At 57.1% G+C, this 20,896-nt stretch carries 16 protein-coding genes; 7 read left to right on the top strand and 9 right to left on the bottom strand.

The window, feature by feature from the left end:
• Positions 1-438 precede the first annotated feature (438 nt).
• Positions 439-972 (top strand): Chromate resistance protein ChrB, encoded by a 534-nt coding sequence (locus Q9R35_RS09945; protein WP_311219784.1) that lies wholly within the window; start codon positions 439-441, stop codon positions 970-972.
• On the top strand, positions 926-2,182 hold the full coding sequence (locus tag Q9R35_RS09940; protein ID WP_404977946.1) for an MFS transporter: 1,257 nt from the start codon (positions 926-928) through the stop codon (positions 2,180-2,182). The genes Q9R35_RS09945 and Q9R35_RS09940 overlap by 47 nt, the downstream gene beginning before the upstream one ends.
• A gap of 40 nt (positions 2,183-2,222) precedes the next feature.
• Here the strand turns inward: Q9R35_RS09940 and Q9R35_RS09935 are convergent, their stop codons facing one another.
• The 6 genes from Q9R35_RS09935 to Q9R35_RS09910 all read right to left on the bottom strand — a co-directional run bounded on the left by Q9R35_RS09935 (position 2,223) and on the right by Q9R35_RS09910 (position 7,382).
• Complete coding sequence (locus Q9R35_RS09935) at positions 2,223-2,609, bottom strand: RidA family protein (RefSeq protein ID WP_009461960.1); 387 nt, start codon at positions 2,607-2,609, stop codon at positions 2,223-2,225.
• Positions 2,610-2,666: 57 nt separating this feature from the next.
• Positions 2,667-3,641 carry a tripartite tricarboxylate transporter substrate binding protein gene (locus Q9R35_RS09930; protein WP_042485367.1) on the bottom strand — a complete coding sequence of 325 codons (975 nt, stop codon included), beginning with the start codon at positions 3,639-3,641 and terminating at the stop codon, positions 2,667-2,669.
• An 11-nt stretch (positions 3,642-3,652) separates the two neighbouring features.
• Positions 3,653-4,570: a fumarylacetoacetate hydrolase family protein gene (locus Q9R35_RS09925; protein WP_042485364.1), complete on the bottom strand. Its 918-nt coding sequence runs from the start codon at positions 4,568-4,570 to the stop codon at positions 3,653-3,655.
• A 14-nt stretch (positions 4,571-4,584) separates the two neighbouring features.
• Positions 4,585-5,244 carry a GntR family transcriptional regulator gene (locus Q9R35_RS09920; protein WP_042485360.1) on the bottom strand — a complete coding sequence of 220 codons (660 nt, stop codon included), beginning with the start codon at positions 5,242-5,244 and terminating at the stop codon, positions 4,585-4,587.
• Positions 5,245-5,391: 147 nt separating this feature from the next.
• Complete coding sequence (gene ssb, locus Q9R35_RS09915; protein ID WP_063692165.1) at positions 5,392-5,910, bottom strand: single-stranded DNA-binding protein; 519 nt, start codon at positions 5,908-5,910, stop codon at positions 5,392-5,394.
• Positions 5,911-6,170: 260 nt separating this feature from the next.
• A complete protein-coding gene (locus Q9R35_RS09910) occupies positions 6,171-7,382 on the bottom strand; it encodes an MFS transporter (RefSeq protein ID WP_022983677.1) in 1,212 nt (403 codons plus the stop codon).
• Between the two features lie 111 nt (positions 7,383-7,493).
• On the opposite strand from Q9R35_RS09910, the gene uvrA reads away from it, so the two are divergent.
• Positions 7,494-10,457, top strand: coding sequence for an excinuclease ABC subunit UvrA (gene uvrA, locus Q9R35_RS09905; RefSeq protein WP_311219917.1), 2,964 nt, complete (start codon positions 7,494-7,496; stop codon positions 10,455-10,457).
• 150 nt (positions 10,458-10,607) lie between these two features.
• Here the strand turns inward: uvrA and Q9R35_RS09900 are convergent, their stop codons facing one another.
• From Q9R35_RS09900 to Q9R35_RS09890, 3 genes are read right to left on the bottom strand one after another with little or no spacing between them, the layout of a single operon-like run.
• Positions 10,608-11,732: a deoxyguanosinetriphosphate triphosphohydrolase gene (locus Q9R35_RS09900; protein ID WP_197314027.1), complete on the bottom strand. Its 1,125-nt coding sequence runs from the start codon at positions 11,730-11,732 to the stop codon at positions 10,608-10,610.
• Positions 11,733-11,737: 5 nt separating this feature from the next.
• Positions 11,738-12,826: a 3-dehydroquinate synthase gene (gene aroB, locus Q9R35_RS09895; RefSeq protein WP_063692170.1), complete on the bottom strand. Its 1,089-nt coding sequence runs from the start codon at positions 12,824-12,826 to the stop codon at positions 11,738-11,740.
• Positions 12,827-13,432, bottom strand: a complete 606-nt coding sequence (locus tag Q9R35_RS09890) for a shikimate kinase (protein WP_042485349.1) — start codon at positions 13,430-13,432, stop codon at positions 12,827-12,829.
• 119 nt (positions 13,433-13,551) lie between these two features.
• Between Q9R35_RS09890 and Q9R35_RS09885 the strand changes: the two genes are divergently transcribed.
• The 4 genes from Q9R35_RS09885 to Q9R35_RS09870 all read left to right on the top strand — a co-directional run bounded on the left by Q9R35_RS09885 (position 13,552) and on the right by Q9R35_RS09870 (position 20,648).
• A complete protein-coding gene (locus Q9R35_RS09885) occupies positions 13,552-15,999 on the top strand; it encodes a penicillin-binding protein 1A (protein WP_149721014.1) in 2,448 nt (815 codons plus the stop codon).
• 96 nt (positions 16,000-16,095) lie between these two features.
• Positions 16,096-16,230 carry an LPS translocon maturation chaperone LptM gene (locus Q9R35_RS09880; RefSeq protein WP_094198126.1) on the top strand — a complete coding sequence of 45 codons (135 nt, stop codon included), beginning with the start codon at positions 16,096-16,098 and terminating at the stop codon, positions 16,228-16,230.
• Between the two features lie 41 nt (positions 16,231-16,271).
• Positions 16,272-17,540: a diaminopimelate decarboxylase gene (lysA, locus tag Q9R35_RS09875; RefSeq protein WP_199265182.1), complete on the top strand. Its 1,269-nt coding sequence runs from the start codon at positions 16,272-16,274 to the stop codon at positions 17,538-17,540.
• Positions 17,541-17,735: 195 nt separating this feature from the next.
• Entirely contained in the window at positions 17,736-20,648 is a 2,913-nt protein-coding gene (locus Q9R35_RS09870; protein ID WP_311219783.1) for an EAL domain-containing protein, read from the top strand.
• The last annotated feature ends 248 nt before the right edge of the window (positions 20,649-20,896 follow it).

Genomic DNA, 20,896 nt, shown 5'->3' with positions numbered 1-20,896 from the left:
CCTAAACCTGGGCTTGAAGTCTGCACGCTGCTTGTGGTCGAGACCGGTCGTGCAAGAAACTGAACAAAGTGGATAGGTGTTGTCATGGTAGCCATTGCTCCTTGGCTTGGAAAGCGCAAAACCGCGGCCACCAGTAGCAAATAGACCGGCTTTTCAAGGCCAGAGAACCAGAAATCAGGCCGTCTGAAAACTGTTCAACCTCACACGGCATGCGGGCTTGGCACGAAATTTTTTACTGGTTTTCCCCAAGATAAAGAGCCGCGTTCTTGTTCAAGCAGAGATACAAGACCAAACACTTGGATACAGAATCCGGGCTCTGTTCAGACGACAGCAGGCAAATCCCTGCTCCAGCGCTCATACCTCACTGCTTCTTTTCAGATTCAATAAGTTCAATTAATATGAAACGGCCGTTACTTTTAAATCAAGATCATGACTTCAATGAGCTGGCTGTTACTGACCTATAAAGTCCCCCCTGAACCCAGTGCAAAACGACTGGCCTTATGGCGACGCCTGAAAACGCTGGGTGCGGTGTATCTGCAAAATGGGGTATGCGTCCTGCCCAAAACCGACGAGCATGTGCGCCGTCTGAAGGTGCTGGAAAACGACATCACCACCATGGAAGGTGAATGCGTCTTGCTGGAGACCATTGCTCTGGACAAGGCACAAGAGGACAAAGTCATCGCCCGTTTTACGGACGACCGCAATGAGCAATACCAGGAGCTGCTGGGGCGCTGCAAAGACTTTGAAGTGGAAATCGCCAAGGAAATTTCGATTCTGAAATTCACCTACGCCGAGCTGGACGAAGAAGAAACCGACCTGAAAAAGCTGGAAAACTGGTACGAGAAAATCCAGAAGCTGGATTTTTATGGCGCCCCCCTGGCACAGGTCGCTCAAGAGCGCCTGCAAGACTGCAAGGCACGGCTGGATGAGTACGCTCAAATGGTCTACGACGCTCATGAAGAAAACCGCTAATCCGGCGTTCACACCGGCTGCCGACATGCCTCGAGCCAAGATTCACCGCAGCGTCTGGGCGCTGGGTTTTGTGTCCATGTTCATGGATATTTCTTCGGAGCTGATCCACGCCCTGCTGCCCATTTACATGGTTACCGTCCTGGGTACATCGGTACTGGCCGTCGGCTTTATCGAAGGTATTGCCGAAGCCACCGCCTCCATCATGAAAGTGTTTTCCGGAGCGGTCAGCGATCGTTTTGGAAAGCGCAAACTGCTGGCAGTCATTGGCTATGGCCTGGCAGCCCTGACCAAACCCATTTTCCCGCTGGCGAACTCGCTGGACTGGCTGGTTGGTGCCCGCTTTGTAGACCGTATCGGCAAAGGCATACGCGGTGCGCCACGCGATGCCTTGGTCGCAGATGTGACCCCGCCGGAAATGCGAGGTGCCGCCTACGGCTTGCGTCAGACTCTGGATACCATTGGTGCTTTTGTTGGCCCCTTGCTGGCTATCGGCCTGATGTGGTGGACCGCCAACAACTACCAGCTGATCTTCTGGATCGCCGTGCTGCCCGCTTTTATAGCCATCGCCATCCTGGTGTTCTTTGTGCGCGAGCCCAAACTGCCCGCCAACACCCGCCCCCGCAAATTGCCTCTGAATCGGGAAAACCTCGGCCGCTTGGGTTCCCGCTACTGGTGGGTTGTCGCTATCGGTCTGGCCTTTACCCTGGCCCGTTTCAGCGAAGCCTTCCTGATCCTGCGTGGTGAAGCCAGCGGTTTGCCGCCCATGTGGGCTCCTGCGGTCCTGGTCGTCATGGGCGTGGCCTTTTCTTTATCTGCCTATCCTGCAGGTGTGCTGTCGGATCGCATGCGCAAGACCGATCTGCTCTTGATCGGCGTAGCTCTTCTCATTGCAGCCGATCTGGTGCTGGCCTTCGTTCCTGGTCTGCTTGGCCTGGGCCTGGGGGTTGCCCTGTGGGGCCTGCACATGGGCTTTACTCAAGGTCTGTTCAACGTCCTGATTGCCGGCAACGCCCCCGCCGAACTGCGTGGCACTGCCTTTGGCATGTTCCATTTGCTGACCGGCGTCGCCCTGCTGCTGGCCAGCGTCATCGCTGGTGTGCTCTGGGATACCTTAGGCTTTCAAGGCACCTTTGCCGCTGGCGCGATCTTTGCGGTTTTGGCTGGTGCAGGGTTGATTACCTTGCGACGTTCCGCTCAAGGAGCGTTCTGAATAAAAAAGGCCGACTTCATGTCGGCCTTTTTTCATTTCATCATTCCGCGACGGCAGCGATGCACTCAATTTCCAGCAGGAACAAGGGGTTCCCCATATCCGCAGCAATCGTGGTGCGGGCCGGGTATTCGCCGTCCTTGAAGTAAGTGCGATAGATCTCGTTCATGCGAGCAAAGTCACCAGCGTTCTTCAGAATCACATTGGCTTTGACGATATGGTCCAGGCTGGAACCGGCCTCTTCCAGCAGGGCTTTCACATTGGCCATGACCTGATGCATCTGGGCGTCGAAGTCGTTTTCAGCAATCTGGCGATCGTCAAAAAAGCCTGGCTGGCCCGACACAAACACAAAGCCATTGGATCGCACAGCAGGCGACAAGGGGGCACGAGGGGGAGTCACTTTGTCGGACCGGATAATTTCTTTGATCATGTTCATCTCCTGGTGAGTAGCTTGAGCTCTCTGGGCTCTTTCGTACTCGTTGAGGGTTTACTGCACGCTGGCGCCGGAGGCTTTTACCACTGTGGCGGCCATTTCCATTTCAGACTTCAGATACTCGGCAAACTCGGCCGAGGTCGTACCCGCCGGTTCCAGACCTTGAGCCAACAAGCGCTCGCGGATTTCAGGCAGGTTCACAATGCGGACAAATTCAGCACTCAGTTTCTCCACAATCGGTGCTGGCGTACCGGAAGGCACAATCACGCCATACCAGGAGTTGGAGTTCATATTGTCCACGCCTGCTTCTTTGAAGGTAGGCACGTCCGGGATGGATTCCAGACGAGCGTCATTCGCCAGTGCAATCGCACGCAGCTTGCCGGATTTCACGTGGGGCAAAACATCGGGCGTATTGGCAAACATCATGTCCACATGACCGCCCAGCAAATCGTTCAACGCCGGGGCCTGGCCTTTGTACGGAATATGCAGCACATCAATCTTGGCTTCTGACTTCAAACGTTCGATGGCGATATGCGGTGACGTACCTGCACCAAAGGAAGCAAAGGACAGCTCACCCGGTTTGGATTTCGCCGTAGCAATGACATCCGCCAGACTCTTGACCGGCACATCCGGGTTCGCCACCAGCAAGTGCGGCGTGTAGGCCACCCAGCTAACCGGCGTAAAGTCCTTCACCGTGTCGTAACGCAGGTTGTCGTACAGGCTGGGATTAATGGCAAAACTGTTTGCCACCATCCCCAGGGTGTAGCCATCCGGCGCGGCACGGGCCACGATTTCAGTACCAATCACCGTACCGGCACCGGGTTTGTTGTCGATGATGACGGGCTGCTTGAAATCATCCGACATTTTCTGCGCCAGACTGCGGGTCAGGTTATCCAGTGTGCCGCCCGCCGGGAACGGAACAATGATGGTGATAGGTTTGGTGGGATAGTCCTGTGCCGCCGCAAGCGAAGGCACAGCCGTTAAAGCGCTTAATGCAGCCACGCCTGACAAAATTAACTTGAAGCGCATAGTCGTCAACCTTACTCAATAGTAGTGACCAGCTCGCCAATAGCGGGGATGCGAGCTTTGATGACATCGCCTGGTTCCAAAGAGCGCGGAGGTTGCATGGCAAAACCCACCCCGGAAGGTGTACCTGTCGCAATAATGTCTCCCGGCTCCAAGGTCATGCCCGCCGACAACTGGGCGATGATGTTGGGCACATCGAACAACATGTCCGACGTATTGGCCGATTGGCGCAGTTCGCCATTCACTTCCAATTCAAGATCCAGCGCGTTGGGATCTGCGATGGACGTTTTCAGTGCCACTACCGGCCCAATCGGGCAGGTGCCGTCCAAAGACTTGCCCTTGAACCACTGGCCATGCAGTGCTTGCAGGTCGCGCGCCGTAATATCGTTGATCACCGTGTAGCCAAAGACGTAATCCAGCGCGTCTTCAACCGGAATGTCCCGGCCTTCCTTGCCGATCACAATGCCCAGCTCCACTTCGTAATCCAGCATTTTGGTGTGGGCCGCATGGCGGCTGACCAGGGCCTGATGGCCCACCACCGTAGTGGGCGGTTTGCTGAAAAACTCCAGTGCTTTGGGGAAATCATCCGCCGCGCGACCACGTGCCAGATTGCCTTCCACGATGTGGGCACGGTAATTGCGTCCCACACAGAAAATGTTTTTAGCCGGGTTCGGCACAGGAGCCAGAAAACACAGATCCTCAGCGGCATGGACGGGAGCCTTGGCCTGGCTTGCCTGCTCCATCAAAAGTTGCAGGCTGATCAGGATCTCGTCACCCATAAAAATGGCATCGATGACTTCAGTGGGCGCTTGCCGAGCACTTAAGGGATGCTCGTACATCCCCCAGGCCTGCGTCAGGTCTACCACCCGATCATCGTCCAGCATTCCGCCCAAATGCGTTTCCCCTGCGGCTACAAAGGTCAGTAACTTCATGACAGCAAACCTCCTTATCGGATGTTGTTGGAACTGTTCAAGGTTTGCGTCAGCAGCCCTTGAACGTGCTCACGCGCCAGGCGATCTGCCAGCGCCGCGTCCCGTTTTTCAATCGCGTCGATCATGGCCAGATGCTCGGCCAAAGACTCATGTGCACGTTTCAAGCGCTCGATGGTTTTGGTCTTGAGCATGTCGCGGTGCCCAAAGGACTTCCACACCTTCTCCAGCAAGCTGTTTGCAGCCAGACGCATGATGGCGGCGTGAAACTCCACATTGGCTGCTGCGTATTCGCTGACACGCTCTTCCACATTGTCTTGATTGAAGGGCGCAAACAGAGCGCGCAAGGCATCCACGTCCCGCTGCGAGGCATTCAAAGCAGCTTCACGCGCCGCAAAGGCTTCCAGTTCAATACGCAACTTCAGCCATTCGATGTAGTCCTGCTTGGTCAAAGGCGAGAGCAAGGCTCCGCGCCGAGGCTCCATGGTCAAAATGCCCTCCTGCCCCAGACGCAGCAGCGCTTCGCGCACCGGCGTGCGGCTGACATTGAGCATCTTGGCCAGCTCTTCTTCCCGAACCCGCACGGGTTCATCAATATCCTTCACCAGGCCAAGAACGTGAGCCCGCACCGACTCATACACCCCATCGCTGTGACTTGCTGTTTTGATCGTGGTCATTGCTTTCCTATTTTGCATTCATTTTTTATGGATTGTATACAAGAATGGATGTTGGTACACATTGGTGTTTGTACGAACGAAAAAAAACCCTGGCAAGCATCTGCTTGCCAGGGTTTTGATCTTGAGGCCCGCTAAGAGCTAGAGACCTCAGAACGGAATATCGTCATCCATATCGGCCAGATTGTCCGACATAGGAGCGTTATTACGTGGGGCCTGTTGTTGCTGCTGTTGCTGAGGCGCTGGGCGCTGAGCACGTTGCGGAGCTGGTGCACCACCACCGCCGCCACCGTATTCGCCACCACCCATGCTGCCGCCGCCCATATCACCACCGTCACGGCCACCCAGCATTTGCATTTGCTCGGCGATGATCTCGGTCGTGAAACGCTCCTGACCATCCTGACCTGTCCATTTACGGGTGCGCAGGCGACCTTCTACGTAAACGGGACGGCCTTTGCGCAGGTACTCACCCGCGATTTCAGCCAGACGGTTGTAGAACACCACACGGTGCCATTCGGTTTCCTCACGGCGCTCGCCGGAGGTACGGTCTTTCCACTGCGAAGTCGTGGCAATGGAAATATTGCAGATGGCCGATCCTTCTGCGCTGTAGCGTACTTCTGGGTCGCGGCCAAGATTGCCCACCAGAATGACTTTATTTACCGATGCCATGAAAAAAATCCTGTAGTCAAAAATTCGATATCAAGCCGTATTATCGTGGATTCGTGCCTTAATTAACACTCCCTCCCCACTCCAGGGAGGGCAGTTTTATCCATGCAAACGATCCCGTTACGGCATCTTGAACGGCGTATATAGCTAAGCACCTGATGGTGTCGCCTGTTCCGCCCAGCTCTTGATTCTTGCGGCCAATCCAGCCACTTTACTTGTTGCTGCCTGCCACGTCTTTGCACAAGCGTAACAGGCAATGCCTTTTAATATTTGTCTTTGAAACCACGCGCTGTCAGCAACCAGAGCAAAGCCAGAGCAGCGCCGGTCCACAAGACCCATTGGGTGAGCCCTCGCCCTGCCAGGATGCCGCCGATCAGGCCGCCGGCAAACACGCCCAGGGACTGAGAGGTGTTGTAAAAACCCAGCGCCAAACCTTTGTATTCTGGTGGCGCCACACGCGACACCAAGGAAGGCTGCAAGGCTTCCAGCACATTAAAGCCGATGAAGAAAAACGTCAGCGCGGCCACCATGGGAACCAGCGAATCGCGCGCCCATGGCATCACGGCCAGCACCACAATCAGCAGCAACACAGACAGTTCCAGCGCATGCTTGTGACGCTTGCGGGTCTCTGTCCAAAACACCGCTGGCACCATCAGCACAAAAGAAACCAGAATAACGGGCAAGTACACCTTCCACAAATCCTGAGTGCCGTAGCCACCCAAGGTCGCCAGAATGCCCGGTACGACGATGAACAGGGACATCAGGATAAAGTGCAGACAGAACACGCCAAAGTTCAGGCGCAGCAGATCCAAATGACGCAACACCTGTCCGGCGGTAACCTGCACAATCGAGGCGGGTGCTTTAGGCGCGCTGGGCACGACAAAAGCGGCAATCAACAAGCAGACAAAGCCCAGCAAACTGATGGCCCAGAACAGTCCCGACAAACCAAATTGCCCCACCAGCACTGGCGAGAGCACCAGCGATACAGCAAAAGACAGCCCAATCGAGCCACCCACCATCGCCATGGCACGTGTGCGCACTTCGGGACGGGTGGAGTCGGCAACCCAGGCGGAAATTGCCGCTGAAACTGCCCCCAGACCTTGAATACAGCGGCCTACCGTCACCCAGTCAATATTCTGGGCCAGCGCGGAGATCACCCCGCCGATCACGAACAAGGCCATGCCGATGACGATAATCGGCCTGCGTCCAAAACGGTCCGATGCCATCCCCAAGGGAATCTGCAAGACAGCCTGCGTCAGACCATAGGCACCCAATGCCAGACCCACACGGGCGGCATCATTACCGCCGGGCAAGGAGTGCGCGGCCACTGCAAAGACCGGGGTCAGCAAAAACAGACCCAGCATTCGACAGGCAAACAACAGGGCAAGCAGGATGCTGGCCTTGCGCTCTTGCTGAGTCAGACTCAGGCGCGCTGGGCGCGATCCGGCCGTATTCATGGTTTGGTGTGTACTCATTTAATACTCTGTCACAACTGGGCTAGCAGAGAGCCCGGATACCCGTTCACATAAATTCTGACGCAACGCGCTATAGTAGCAAGTTGCCTTTTGACAAGCCTAAATAAAGCGATGGAAGCCATCCGCATTCGTGGTGCCCGTACCCACAACCTGAAAAATGTCTCCGTAGACCTGCCACGCCACCAGTTGGTCGTGCTGACGGGGCTGTCCGGTTCTGGGAAATCCTCTCTAGCCTTCGACACCTTGTATGCCGAAGGCCAGCGGCGCTATGTGGAAAGCCTGTCCGCTTATGCACGTCAGTTCTTGCAACTGATGGACAAGCCAGATGTGGACTTGATCGAAGGTTTGTCGCCTGCCATTGCCATCGAGCAAAAGGCAGCAGGCCATAACCCGCGTTCCACCGTGGGGACCACTACCGAAATCCACGATTATTTGCGCCTATTGTACGCGCGGGTCGGGACTCCTTACTGCCCGGAACACCACTTGGCCTTGCAGGCTCATAGCGTGAGCCAGATGGTAGACCAGATTCTGCAATGGGAACCTGAAACCCGTATTGCTGTGCTGGCACCCATGCACCGTGGCCTGGTTGGTGACCTGCAGCTTGAACTGCGCGGCCTGCAAGCCCAAGGCTTTGTACGGGTACGCGTCGATGGCGAGATCTCCAGCATTGAAGATCTGCCCGCACTCAATGCCCAACAGGCACACGACCTGGACCTGGTCATAGACCGTCTGCGCATTCGGCCCGATAGCCAGCAGCGTCTGGCCGAGAGCCTGGAAACCGCCCTGTCCACCAGCAACGGGCGTTGTCTGGTGGTGAATCTGGACACGGGCCTGGAACAGCCCTATTCCAGTCACTACGCCTGCCCGGTCTGCGATTACTCCTTGCCCGAGCTGGAGCCACGCCTGTTCAGTTTCAATAATCCAGCAGGAGCCTGCCCGGACTGTAGCGGCCTGGGGCAAGTGGATGTATTCGACCCCGAACGGGTGGTGGCCTTTCCGGAACTGAGCCTGGCAGGCGGTGCCATTGCGGGCTGGGACCGACGCAATGCCTTTACCTACACTTTGCTGACCAGCCTGGCGGCTCATTATCACTTTGATATAGAGGCCCCCTTCGAGTCCCTGCCCGAAGCGCTACGTCGCACCGTGCTGTATGGCTCCGGCGCGGAAGAAATCCCCTTTCTCTATTTGAATGAGAAAGGCCGCACCACCGTGAAAACTCACCCATTTGAAGGGGTGATTCCGAATTTGCAACGTCGCTGGGCGGAAACCGATTCCAGCGCCGTGCGCGAGGAACTGAACAAGCTGCGTCGCACCCAGACCTGCCCAGCCTGCCATGGCGCACGCCTGCGTCTGGAGGCGCGTCACGTCCGTATTGGGGATGATCCGATTCCCAGCCATACTGGGTGCAAGCATCATGCAGGCACCGCGTCTGCCAACTCGGCAACCCTCAATGTCGACCAGCTGTCTGACAATGCCGCACAGTGCACGCAGACTCACTCCGCAGCGCAAGGACAAGCCAAAGGACTGGCCATCTATGAAGTCGAAGCCCTGGCCCTGTCCGACTGCCTGGCCTGGTTCGAGCATCTGTCGCTGACAGGTGCGAAAAAAGAAATTGCCGACCGCATCGTGCGTGAAATCCGCCTGCGGCTGGAGTTTTTGAACAATGTGGGTCTGAACTACCTGTCTCTGGACCGCAGCGCCGACACCATTTCCGGTGGCGAGGCCCAGCGCATTCGTCTGGCCAGCCAGATCGGTTCCGGCCTGACCGGCGTGATGTACGTGCTGGACGAGCCCTCCATTGGCCTGCACCAACGCGATAACGACAAACTGATCCAGACCCTGCAGCACCTGCGGGACCTGGGCAATAGCGTGATCGTGGTCGAGCACGACGAGGACATGATACGCACCGCCGACTATGTCATCGACATGGGCCCCGGCGCAGGTGAACATGGTGGTCAAATTACCGCTCAAGGCTCGCCGGCAGAGCTGGCCCAGAACCCCGACTCTCTGACCGGCCAGTACCTGTCCGGCAAGCGTCAGATTGCCGTGCCCAAACGACGTCCTGTTGATGACAGCCTGAACTGGCTGCGTCTGTATGGTGCCAGCGGCAATAACCTGAAGTCCGTTGATCTGGCGATTCCAGCTGGACGACTGGTCTGCATTACCGGCGTGTCCGGTTCGGGCAAATCCACGCTGATCAACGACACGCTGGCAACCGCCTTCTCGCATTTGCTGCACCGTGCCCATGCCGAACCGGCGCCCTACGATCGTATGGAAGGCCTGGAGCATTTCGACAAGATCATCAACGTCGATCAAACCCCAATTGGTCGTACCCCACGCAGTAATCCAGCCACCTACACGGGCATGTTCACGGCTATTCGTGAGCTGTTCGCCAGCGTGCCCGAGGCACGATTGCGTGGCTACGACCCAGGCCGCTTCTCCTTTAACGTTAAAGGCGGCCGCTGCGAGGCTTGTCAGGGCGATGGCGTGGTCAAGGTAGAGATGCACTTCCTGCCGGACGTCTATGTACCTTGTGATGTCTGCCAGGGCCGTCGCTACAACCGTGAAACGCTGGACATTCGTTACCGAGGCCGCAATATCAGCGAAGTGCTGGACCTGACGGTTGAGCAGGCGCTGGAATACTTTGATGCGGTGCCAGCGGTCGCGCGTAAATTGACTACCTTGATTGATGTGGGCCTGTCCTACATCCGCTTGGGTCAAAGCGCGACTACCCTGTCTGGTGGTGAGGCGCAGCGGGTGAAATTGTCACTGGAGCTGTCCAAGCGCAGTACCGGTCAAACCTTGTATGTGCTGGACGAGCCCACAACCGGCCTGCACTTTCAGGACATTGCTGTCTTGCTGGAAGTGCTGGACAAACTGGTTGAGTCGGGCAATAGCGTGGTCGTAATTGAGCACAATCTGGATGTGATCAAAACGGCAGACTGGATTGTGGACATGGGACCGGAAGGTGGCCAGGGCGGTGGGCAGATTGTGGTGCAAGGCACCCCGGAGACGGTTGCTGCCTGTGAGCAAAGCCATACAGGGCGCTATTTGAAGCCTTTATTGCAGCGCTAAAGACTGTCTCTCTTAAAAGGCCACTCTGTTCAGGCCCCAAACACCAAAAAATACGGTTTTTTGGCGCTTTATCAATGAAGAAGAGCTCCTGAACAGCACACGGCTACTGGCAGATAGCAGATCGCGGGACTTAGCCACAGGCTGCAAAACCTACATCTTGAAGATAGCGTCGTGCTCGCGAATAGCGTGGCGGTCCGTCATGCCAGCGATGTAATCAGCAATGGCACGGGCCTGAGCAATCGGGTCTTCACGGCGATGCTCCGCCGCCAGCAAACGAGGATCATCCAGAAAAGCGTGGAACAGTTCACGCACAATATTCTGCGCCTTGCTCATCATGCGCACCACCTTGTAGTGGCGATACAGATTCGCGTGCAAGAAGCGTTTGAGCTCATCAGCCTGCGCCCGCATCTCTGGCGAGAATCCGGCCAAACGAGGCAAATGGCGAATCGCATCCACGCTGTCAGGCCTATGCTCTTCCAGCTTGGCACGCGTGGTTTCGGTTAAATCCACCACTAGCGTGTTGATCATGCCGCGGATAATCTCCGCCACCAAACGTTGACCGCTCAAGCCCGGATATTGGGCCTGTACATGCTCGTAATGACTGTTGAACAGGCGCAGTTCCAGCAATTGTTCCAAGCGGATCAGACCGGAGCGCAAACCGTCATCAATATCGTGATTGTTGTAAGCAATTTCATCGGCCAGATTGGCCATTTGTGCTTCCAGCGATGGCTGGGTGCGATCAATAAAGCGCTGGCCCACCTCGCCCAACTCGCGAGCGTGCTTAAGCGAACAATGCTTCAAAATCCCCTCGCGGGTTTCGAAACACAGGTTCAAACCATTGAAGGCGGCGTAACGCTCTTCCAGCTCGTCCACAATGCGCAGGCTTTGCAAATTGTGCTCAAAGCCCCCTGCTTCGGGCCGCAACTCCTGCATACAGCTATTAAGCGTATCCTGGCCTGCATGCCCGAACGGGGTGTGGCCCAGATCATGGGCCAGGGAGATGGCTTCGATAAGATCTTCGTGCAAACCCAGATTGCGGGCAATGGCCCGCGCCAGCTGGGCCACTTCCAGACTATGCGTCAATCGTGTTCGGAATAAATCACCTTCGTGGTTAATGAAAACCTGGGTCTTGTATTCCAGCAAACGAAAGGCATTGCAGTGAATAATCCGGTCACGGTCCCGCTGAAAGGCGTTACGGCCTTGGGGCGCTGCCTCTGCATAACGCCGACCGCGGGACTGTTCAGGGTGACAGGCATAAGCGGCAAGCATTTGCATAGGTTTTACTCCTGTTCCACCGTTGTAAAGCGGGCCAATGCCTGGCGCACCACATCAGGCGCGACCGCCTGCACCTTGGCATGGCCTAATTTATCCAGCAGCACAAAGCGCAGCTGGCCACCTTCATTTTTCTTGTCCACCTGCATCAATTCCAGCCAGCGATCCGCAGGCCATTGTGGTGGTGTGATCGGGCATCCGCTGGCTTGCACCAGGGCTTTGATACGGGCCACATCCTGAGCCGGCAAGCCACAAACCAGGGCGGATAGCTCGGCAGCCATGATCATGCCGCAACCCACGGCTTCGCCATGCAGCCATTGGCCGTAGCCCATGCCGGACTCGATCGCGTGGCCAAAAGTGTGACCAAAATTCAAAATAGCGCGCAAGCCAGATTCGCGTTCATCCTGGGAAACGACTTCAGCCTTGACCTCGCAGGAGCGGCGAATCGCATAGACGATTTGCTCTTGTGCCAACGTGCGCATGGGATCAATCTGCTCTTCACACCAGTTGAAGAAATCCAGATCGTAAATCATGCCGTATTTGATGACTTCAGCCAGACCGGCGGAAATCTCTCGCGCAGGCAAAGTCTTGAGTACGTCCGTGTCCACTTCCACGGCGATAGGCTGGTAGAACGCGCCCACCATATTCTTGCCCAGCGGGTGGTTGATGGCCGTCTTGCCGCCTACTGAGGAGTCCACCTGCGCCAGCAAAGTCGTCGGCACTTGCACAAAACGCACCCCACGCATGAAGCAGGCTGCGGCAAAACCGGCCATATCGCCAATAACGCCACCGCCCAAGGCCACGATCAGGGCCTTGCGATCCAGGTGACCACCCAGCAGCGCATCAAAAATCAGGTTCAGGGATTCCCAGTTCTTGTAGGCTTCGCCATCGGGCAGCTCGATCACATGAACAGGCTTGCCCGTTGCGGCCAGGGCTTTCTTCACAGGCGCCAGGTACAAGGCCGCCACCGTAGGATTGGTGACGATGGCAATGGCAGACGTATCGGCTGGTACCGTGTCTGCAAGCTGCGCCAAACGCCCGGCGGCGATGTGGATGGGATAAGCGCCACCCTGGGCGTCAACATGCACTACAGACATTTAGCAACCTCGTTCTTTCAACAGGGACAATAAGTGGCGCACCGCATGATGGACTGGCGCCGAGCCAGTTTCAAAGCGGACATCTGCCACTTCTTCATAGAGGGGTTCGCGCGCTTGCAGCAGTTCCTGGATGCGGGCGCGTGGGTCCGCTGTTTGCAGCAGCGGCCGGTTACGGTCTCGGGCCACACGGCGGTACAGCTCGTCTACGGTGGCGCACAAGTACACTACGATACCGCGATCTTTGATGATCTGGCGATTGGCCTCGGACAAAATGGCCCCGCCTCCCGTTGCCAGCACAATTCCGGTCTGGCGCGAACAAATATCGAGCACCGCAGATTCACGTTTGCGGAACCCTTGCTCGCCTTCGAACTCAAAGATAGTGGACACTCGCACGCCGCTACGGGCTTCCAGCTCGTGGTCCAGGTCCATAAACTCGCGCTTGAGTTCCCGCGCCAATTGACGACCAATGGTCGTTTTACCGGCACCCATCATGCCCACCAAAATAATGGGACGTGGGCCAGTTTGTTGTAAATGGAGCAGCTCGGCGTCTGATAAGGGATCAGGATGTTCTACAGGCATCAGCTCGGCGGGTAAAGAGTGGTTCATTTGTGTATTATCCCATTAGCCTTCCCTAAGCACAGTCCGCTTGCTTAGTATTATTTTGTTACATTGATACTTGGTTTGAGGCCCAGTCCTGCTGCGTTTGGACTTTAAAATCAGCCCTAATGAGTTCTTCTTCCCGCTCCCCCAATTCTAAACCCGAGCAAAGCTCCGGTTCCTGGCTTGCCCGCCTCATCGTCAAGACCTCGGTCTTTTTTGTGGGGCTTGGTCTGTGTGCCGTCCTGCTCGGGTCACTTGCGCTGGCTTTGGCCTGGCCCAACCTGCCCGATCTCAGCGCCATGATCGACTACCGCCCCCGAGTGCCGCTGCGCATTTACACGGCGGATAAGGTGTTGATCGGCGAATTTGGTGAAGAACGCCGCAATGTGTTGCGTTTTGACGAAATCCCCGATGTGATGAAATCGGCCATTCTGGCGGCCGAGGACGACCGTTTCTACCAGCACGGCGGGATTGACTGGATGGGTGTTGGCCGCGCAGCCCTGGCCAACATGACCCATATGTCCAAGACGCAAGGGGCCAGTACGATCACCATGCAGGTAGCGCGTAACTTCTACCTGTCATCGGAAAAGACCTATACCCGCAAGTTCTACGAACTGCTGCTGACCTTCAAGATTGAGGCCACGCTGTCCAAAGACCAGATTCTGGATCTGTACATGAACCAGATCTATCTGGGTCACCGCGCCTATGGTTTTGCGGCAGCGTCACGAACCTATCTGGGTAAACAGCTTGGCGAGATCACAACAGCAGAAGCCGCCATGCTGGCTGGTATCCCCAAAGCGCCTTCGCGCTTTAACCCGATTGCCAATTTCGAGCGCGCCAAAACCCGCCAGGGCTATGTGCTGGGCCGTATGCGTAGCCTGGGTTACATCACTGAGCAGGAATACCAGGATGCGATGGCTCAGGAAATCGTTGTGAAATCGGCCTTGGGTACGCCTGCGGGTGGCTACGCCATCCACGGTGAATACGCGGCTGAACTGGCTCGCCAACTGCTGTACGGCGTCTACCAGGACAATGTGTACTCGCGCGGTTTCAACATCTACACAACGATCAAGTCCACCGATCAGGAAGCCGCTTATCTGGCCGTACGTAACGGTATTCTGGATTACACCCGTCGTGCTCCTTACACTGGCCCGCAAGGCCAGGTGGATCTGCCTGCCGGTATTGAAAACGACCACGCGCAGCTGGATTCCATTCTGGATGATTTGCAGGACAAGTATCCCGACACGGGCGATCTGCTGACAGGTGTGGTGCTGGACGCCAGCCCCAACCAGATTCGCGTAGCCCGTACCGCCCAGCAAATTATTGACGTCAACGACAAGCGCGCCCTGAAGATTGTCGCTCGTGGCTTGGTGAAAAACGCCAAGGCAGACGTACGCATTCAGCGCGGTTCCGTGGTCTATCTGTTCCGCAATGGCGATTACTGGGAAGTGATCAATATGCCTGCGGTACAAGCCGCTTTTGTGTCGGTACGCCCACAAGACGGCGCCATTCAAGCCATGGTGGGTGGTTTCCACTTCTCCGACGGGAAGTTCAACCGCGTCACGCAAGCCTGGCGCCAGCCTGGCTCGGCCTTCAAGCCTTTCATCTACGCTTCCTCGCTGGAGCGCGGCCTGACCCCTGCCACCCAGATTTCGGACGAACCCTTTGTTCTGACCGCCGCCCAGACTGGCTCCAAGCCCTGGACGCCCAAGAACTACGGCCGTACCTACGAACCCATGCTGACCATGCGTCAAGGTTTGTACAAATCCAAAAACATGGTGTCCATCCGTATCATGCAGGCCGTCGGCCCCAAGTACGTGCAGGAATACGTGACTCGCTTCGGTTTCGACAAGGCTCGTCAGCCTGCGGTGCTGCCGCTGGCTCTGGGTGCAGGTAGCGTGACCCCCTTGCAAATGGCGGGTGCCTACTCGGTCTTTGCCAATGGCGGCTACCGTACCGAGCCTTATCTGATCGATTACGTCACCGACAGCACCAATAAAGTCATCATGCGCGCCAAGCCCATTGTGGCCGGGGACGCAGCGGCTCGCGCCATTGACGCTCGCACTGCATATGTCATGAACGATTTGCTGCGTGGTGTAGCGACCTCCGGCACGGGTGCCCGCGCCTCCCGTGAGTTGAAGCGTACGGACATTGGCGGCAAGACAGGGACTACCAACGATTCGCAAGACGCCTGGTTTGCGGGTTACACACCTGATCTGGTCGGCATTGCCTGGATGGGTTTTGACAAGCCCCGCAGCCTGGGTTCGGGCGAGACTGGCGGTGGTGCATCCATGCCAATCTGGATCAACTACATGCGCAGCGCGCTCAAGGACAAGCCCATCGTGCCTCCGGGCCCTGCACCTTCAGGCCTGTCGCGCATCAATGGGGACTTCTACTTTGACGAATTCCCGCCCGGACAAGCTATCGCCCGTGTTGGCCTGCCTGCTCCCGGTGACGGCGCCCTGCAACAAGGCGGTGGGGATCAAAGCGACGGTATTGGCGACCTGCTGCGACAACTGGACTCTGACTCCGGTTCTTCGGGCACGGGAGCCCAGCCCTTCGTCCCCTTCTAAATCTAGTACCCAAACGCCGGCCCCAGCCGGCGTTTTTTATGCTTTGCCCCTCACAATGGCATAATGTTCTGCATTGTCCGCACTCGCTCAACACTTATGAACAAACTACGTTCCTCCCGCCTGCTGGCCTTGCTGACACTAAGCGTTTTTCTTAGCGCTTGCGGCTACAAAGGCCCCTTGTACCACCCTCCTGCGCAGGAAGCAGCGGACGCCCAAACAGCGCCGCGCTGATTTCCGCCCTGCTGGCTTAACCTCTGTTATTTGACGACACCATGACCGTTGCACCTCACTTCCAATTTCAGAACAACACGCTGCATGCCGAGCAAGTTCCCCTGAACAAGCTGGCTGAAGAATTCGGCACCCCTCTGTATGTGTATTCCCGCCAAGCCTTGCGCGACGCCTGGGAGTCCTATCGAGTGGCAGGTCAGGACCGCAAGTTGTTGGTGTGCTATGGCATGAAGGCCAACTCCAATCTGGCCATTCTGCAAGAATTTGCCCGCCTGGGTACCGGCTTTGACATCGTCTCGGGCGGTGAACTTGCCCGAGTCATCGCCGCCGGTGGCGATCCAGGCAAAGTGGTGTTCTCCGGTGTCGGCAAACAGGTTTGGGAAATCGAAGCAGCCCTGAAAGCAGGCGTAAAGTGTTTTAACGTCGAGTCCGAAGGCGAGCTGGAGCGTGTTGCCCAGGTTGCAGAACGCATGAATGTGAAAGCGCCTGTTTCCTTGCGTGTGAATCCGGACGTGGATGCCCGCACCCATCCCTATATTTCCACGGGCCTGAAAGACAACAAGTTCGGCGTGCCGATTGATCAGGCCCCCCGCATCTACGCACGCGCTCAAGAGCTGCCCAGCCTGAATATTGTAGGTGTGGACTGCCATATCGGCTCGCAGATCACCGAAGTCAGCCCCTATCTGGATGCGCTGGACAAGCTGATCAAGCTGATCCTGGCCCTGAAAGAGCAAGGCGTTAACCTGATCCACCTGGATCTGGGCGGCGGTCTGGGCATTCGCTACACCGACGAAACCCTGGTGACCCCCACCCAGCTGCTGACCGAAGTCTTTGCCGCTCTGGACAAGAACGGCCTGGGCCATCTGGAAATCGTGCTGGAACCCGGCCGCTCCATGGTGGGCAATGCCGGTGTGCTGCTAAGCCGCGTGGAATACCTCAAGCATGGCGAGACCAAAAACTTCGCCATCATTGATGCCGCCATGAACGACTTGATTCGCCCCACCCTGTACGATGCCTGGCACAGTGTGGAAGCGGTAGAGCCTCGTCCCGTGACCGAGGACACCCCCCGCTACGATCTGGTTGGCCCTATCTGCGAAAGCGGTGACTGGCTGGCACGAGACCGTCAGCTGGCGCTGGAACAGGACGACCTGATCGCCATCATGTCCGCCGGTGCCTACGCCTTTACCATGGCCAGCCAGTACAACACCCGCCCCCGTGCGGCTGAAATTCTGGTCGATGGGGATCAAGTCCATGTGATCCGCCCCCGCGAAACACTGGAAAGTTTGTTTGCCAGCGAACGATTACTCCCATAAAGCCGGGGCAAGAATGCAGGTAACAACCATTCAGCCTTAAAGAACTCTCGAATCTGACCGTAAAACAGGCCGGGACTGCACTGCCATCAGCAGGCAAAGCAGTCCCGGCCTGTTGCGTCCTAGCCGGGAAAGCACAGATTTCGCTGTCAGTGGCCAGACAGTTCGATGGTAAGCGCTGGAGGCTGTACCACCATCATGACCACCCCAGGGATACCGACACACGGCTTTGAGCCCGTTACATCGGCTAGCGAACGCCTGATTCGCGGCTTGAGTCTTTACGTCATCCCTTTGTTTCTGATCATGCTCACTTTATGGGCATTGTTGTTCCTGCCGAATCGCTACCCTACGGCCCCCGGTCAAAGCTTAAGCATTCAGGCACTAGCCAGTCAGCAAGAGCATGCGGATCCAGAGTTACTGACGCGATTGAGAAATGCGCCGTCCCGGCAACGGCTGCACCTGAGCGAGCCCCATTGGCTCCTGCTGACCCTGCCTGCTCCCTTCCCCCAGCAAGAACAAGTCCTGCACTTTCCCGCCTCTCCGATTTCCTCGCTGCACTGTCAAGATGCCCGTAGCGGCCAGACCCTGCGCGATAGCGAACTGGACCCGCCTGCTCCCTTGTCTCCGGCGCCGGTCAAAAGCTACACCCTGGAACTGGGCCAGACGAACCATCCTGACACCATTCTGTGCCGTGTCGACACCTCCCGCCCGACTCTCTTGCAAGCTCAACTCTGGGCCAGAGCGGACATCAGCAACTCATCCATTCGCCTTAGCCGCGGTATAGGGCTGCTGGAAGGCGGTTTGCTGACCATGGCCATGTTCATGCTGGTACTGGCCGCCACCAACCGGGCCTGGATCTACCTGCTGCTGTCGGTCTGGCTGATTGGCAACCTGCGCTTGGGTTCCATGGCCATGGGCTGGGACACGCAATGGCTGGGCCAGATGCTGCCCTCGCAGTACATGCCTGCGCTACGTCAGGTCACCATCGCCTGCTACTTCATCCTGAGCTACTCCCTGTTCACCGTCTTGCTGGGCAACTCCATCACCACCGCCCGCCTGCAACGCTTGCTGCCTACGGTGGGCATACTGGGCCTGATCCTGCTGCCCGTGTCCCTGCTGGCCCCAGCCTCGGTGTTCCAGCCTGTCATGTGGATCAGCACCATTTACGCGCTGTGCTGCGTCTCTGCCGTGCTGCTATCTATCCTCCTGCATACCCGCTCGCGCATTCTGCTGTGGCAACTGGTGCTGCTGAGCATGGCCTTGTGCATGCTGATTTCAGCCATTTTCCTGGTGGCTTTTGGTCGTTCCAGCTTCGTGGAGAACTTCAACGGCGTCATCGCCTTCCTGCTCTCCAACCTGATGGTGGCTCTGGCCGTGGGTGAACGCCTGCGAGAAGACCGCAGCGAATCCCTGCGCGCCCGTAACGAGCTGATGGCCCACTACCTGCTGACCCCCGTCGGCATGTTCACCCTGAACGAATCCGGTGTCTTTCAGCGTATCAGCCCCATGCTGAGCCGCATGCTCAACATAGAAGCAGACCCAAGTGAAAACACCATTTACTGGACAGACTTCTTCCCTGAGCAGGACTGGAAGGCCGTCGCACAAAGCACCCAGAATGGCCAGGATGTCACCATCACCCACTACGACAGCAACGCACAGCCGTGCCAATTCGCCTTGCGCGTTGCTATCGTCAACCAGAGCATAGAAGGCTCGCTGCAAGACATCACCGCCCGCGCCGAGACCTACCGCCAACTGCGTCTGATGGCCGACAACGATCCGGTCACCAATGTCCTGAACCAGCGTGGTATTGAAAAAGCACTGGACGGCCTGCTCAGCCGCAGCCAGGACGACAAACCCTGCCTGCTGGCCTACCTGGACCTGAATCACATCAAATATGTGAACGGCACCTTTGGCCACTCCTCGGGCGACGCCCTGCTGCTGAAAGTCTGCGAACAACTGGAATCGGTCCTGCGCAGCAAAGACAAAATCGGCCGCATCGGTAGCGACGAATTTGTCATCATCTTCGAAGACTGCGAACCCGAACAAGCACGAGAGCTGGCCAATAGCGTGCTGGAATCACTGAACAAAAACCCTTTGCTGGCCGGCAACCGCAGCTTCAACCTGCGCAGCACATTGGGCCTGGTCGAAGTTGCGCCCGGCATGGCTCCGCAAGAGGCCATCTCCGCCGCCAGCCGAGCCGCCCGCGACGCCCGCCGCCTGCACCAGGACATGATCATCTACGAGCAGGACTCCAACGCCTTGCAGGAACACGCTGAAGAACTGCGCCTGTTCGAAGAGCTGGAAGGTGGTTCATCACGCGCGCTGTATCTGGAAATGCAGCCCATCGCCGCCCTGCGCCGCCCCATGGACAGCCTGAACTTCGAGGCGCTGCTGCGCGTGCGAGACTCCTCCGGCCAGCTCATCCCCACCGGCCGCATCATTGCCGCAGCCGAAGAAAGCGGCACCATTACCATCATCGACAAATGGGTGTTCTCGGCCACGCTGGAGTGGATGTCCAAACACGAAGCACAGCTAAGCAAAACCCAATGGGTCACCATCAACCTGAGCGGCGTGTCGCTGAACGACGACACCTTCATCCAGTGGTTCTTTGACATCCTGGCCCGCTTTGAACACCTGGCTCGCCGCCTGTGTGTAGAGATCACCGAAGGCGTCGCCCTGGACGACCTGGAGCACACCCGCAACTTCATGCGACGTCTGCAACAAATGGGCGTACGCATCGCACTGGATGACTTTGGAGCCGGTTACACCTCCTTCTCCTACCTGCGCGAACTGCCTGCCGACGCCATCAAAATCGACGGCGCCCTGATCTGCGACATGCTCAAAAAAGAGACCAATGTCGCCATCGTGCGCACCATCGTCGAACTGGCCAACAACCTGGGCATGATCAGCATCGCCGAATGGGTAGAAGACGTCCCCACCCTGAAAGCTCTGCAAGAACTGGGCGTGGACTACGTGCAAGGCTTCATCATCTCCAAAGCCTGCACCCCGGCAGACCTGCTCAAGGCCAAAGCCATGCCCGACCTGGTCAACGACCCGGCAGCCCGCCAGTTCCTGATCGAATCGCAAGATAAATTCCCGCCATCCATGTAGACAAATAACCACCCAAGCCCCATAGAGGGCCTGGGGTCTAGGTCTAGGTCTAGGTCTAGGTCTAGGTCTTCACCTGAGTCTGGCTATGACTAGGCCGAGCCACCTCGATACAACACGCTTCCGATCAACACCTGCTCCAGAAACCACAATCACACTCAGCCAGAAACCCACCCACCGCCTGCCTAGTTCCAAAGTCAGGGGCGACATAGATAACCACTGTGAGCCGCTGGTGTGCTGGGCGGGGGTGT

The sequence above is a fragment of the Alcaligenes sp. AB3 genome, assembly GCF_031844565.1.
In the GTDB taxonomy this organism is placed as follows: Bacteria; Pseudomonadota; Gammaproteobacteria; order Burkholderiales; family Burkholderiaceae_B; genus Alcaligenes; species Alcaligenes faecalis.
This window is presented reverse-complemented; position numbering and strand designations above follow the sequence as displayed.

Coding starts and splice junctions, on each gene's coding strand:
- Q9R35_RS09945 (WP_311219784.1), top strand. CDS start 439: ATGAGCTGGCTGTTACTGACCTATAAAGTCCCCCCTGAACCCAGTGCA.
- Q9R35_RS09940 (WP_404977946.1), top strand. CDS start 926: ATGAGTACGCTCAAATGGTCTACGACGCTCATGAAGAAAACCGCTAAT.
- Q9R35_RS09935 (WP_009461960.1), bottom strand. CDS start 2,609: ATGATCAAAGAAATTATCCGGTCCGACAAAGTGACTCCCCCTCGTGCC.
- Q9R35_RS09930 (WP_042485367.1), bottom strand. CDS start 3,641: ATGCGCTTCAAGTTAATTTTGTCAGGCGTGGCTGCATTAAGCGCTTTA.
- Q9R35_RS09925 (WP_042485364.1), bottom strand. CDS start 4,570: ATGAAGTTACTGACCTTTGTAGCCGCAGGGGAAACGCATTTGGGCGGA.
- Q9R35_RS09920 (WP_042485360.1), bottom strand. CDS start 5,244: ATGACCACGATCAAAACAGCAAGTCACAGCGATGGGGTGTATGAGTCG.
- ssb (WP_063692165.1), bottom strand. CDS start 5,910: ATGGCATCGGTAAATAAAGTCATTCTGGTGGGCAATCTTGGCCGCGAC.
- Q9R35_RS09910 (WP_022983677.1), bottom strand. CDS start 7,382: ATGAGTACACACCAAACCATGAATACGGCCGGATCGCGCCCAGCGCGC.
- uvrA (WP_311219917.1), top strand. CDS start 7,494: ATGGAAGCCATCCGCATTCGTGGTGCCCGTACCCACAACCTGAAAAAT.
- Q9R35_RS09900 (WP_197314027.1), bottom strand. CDS start 11,732: ATGCAAATGCTTGCCGCTTATGCCTGTCACCCTGAACAGTCCCGCGGT.
- aroB (WP_063692170.1), bottom strand. CDS start 12,826: ATGTCTGTAGTGCATGTTGACGCCCAGGGTGGCGCTTATCCCATCCAC.
- Q9R35_RS09890 (WP_042485349.1), bottom strand. CDS start 13,432: ATGAACCACTCTTTACCCGCCGAGCTGATGCCTGTAGAACATCCTGAT.
- Q9R35_RS09885 (WP_149721014.1), top strand. CDS start 13,552: ATGAGTTCTTCTTCCCGCTCCCCCAATTCTAAACCCGAGCAAAGCTCC.
- Q9R35_RS09880 (WP_094198126.1), top strand. CDS start 16,096: ATGAACAAACTACGTTCCTCCCGCCTGCTGGCCTTGCTGACACTAAGC.
- lysA (WP_199265182.1), top strand. CDS start 16,272: ATGACCGTTGCACCTCACTTCCAATTTCAGAACAACACGCTGCATGCC.
- Q9R35_RS09870 (WP_311219783.1), top strand. CDS start 17,736: ATGACCACCCCAGGGATACCGACACACGGCTTTGAGCCCGTTACATCG.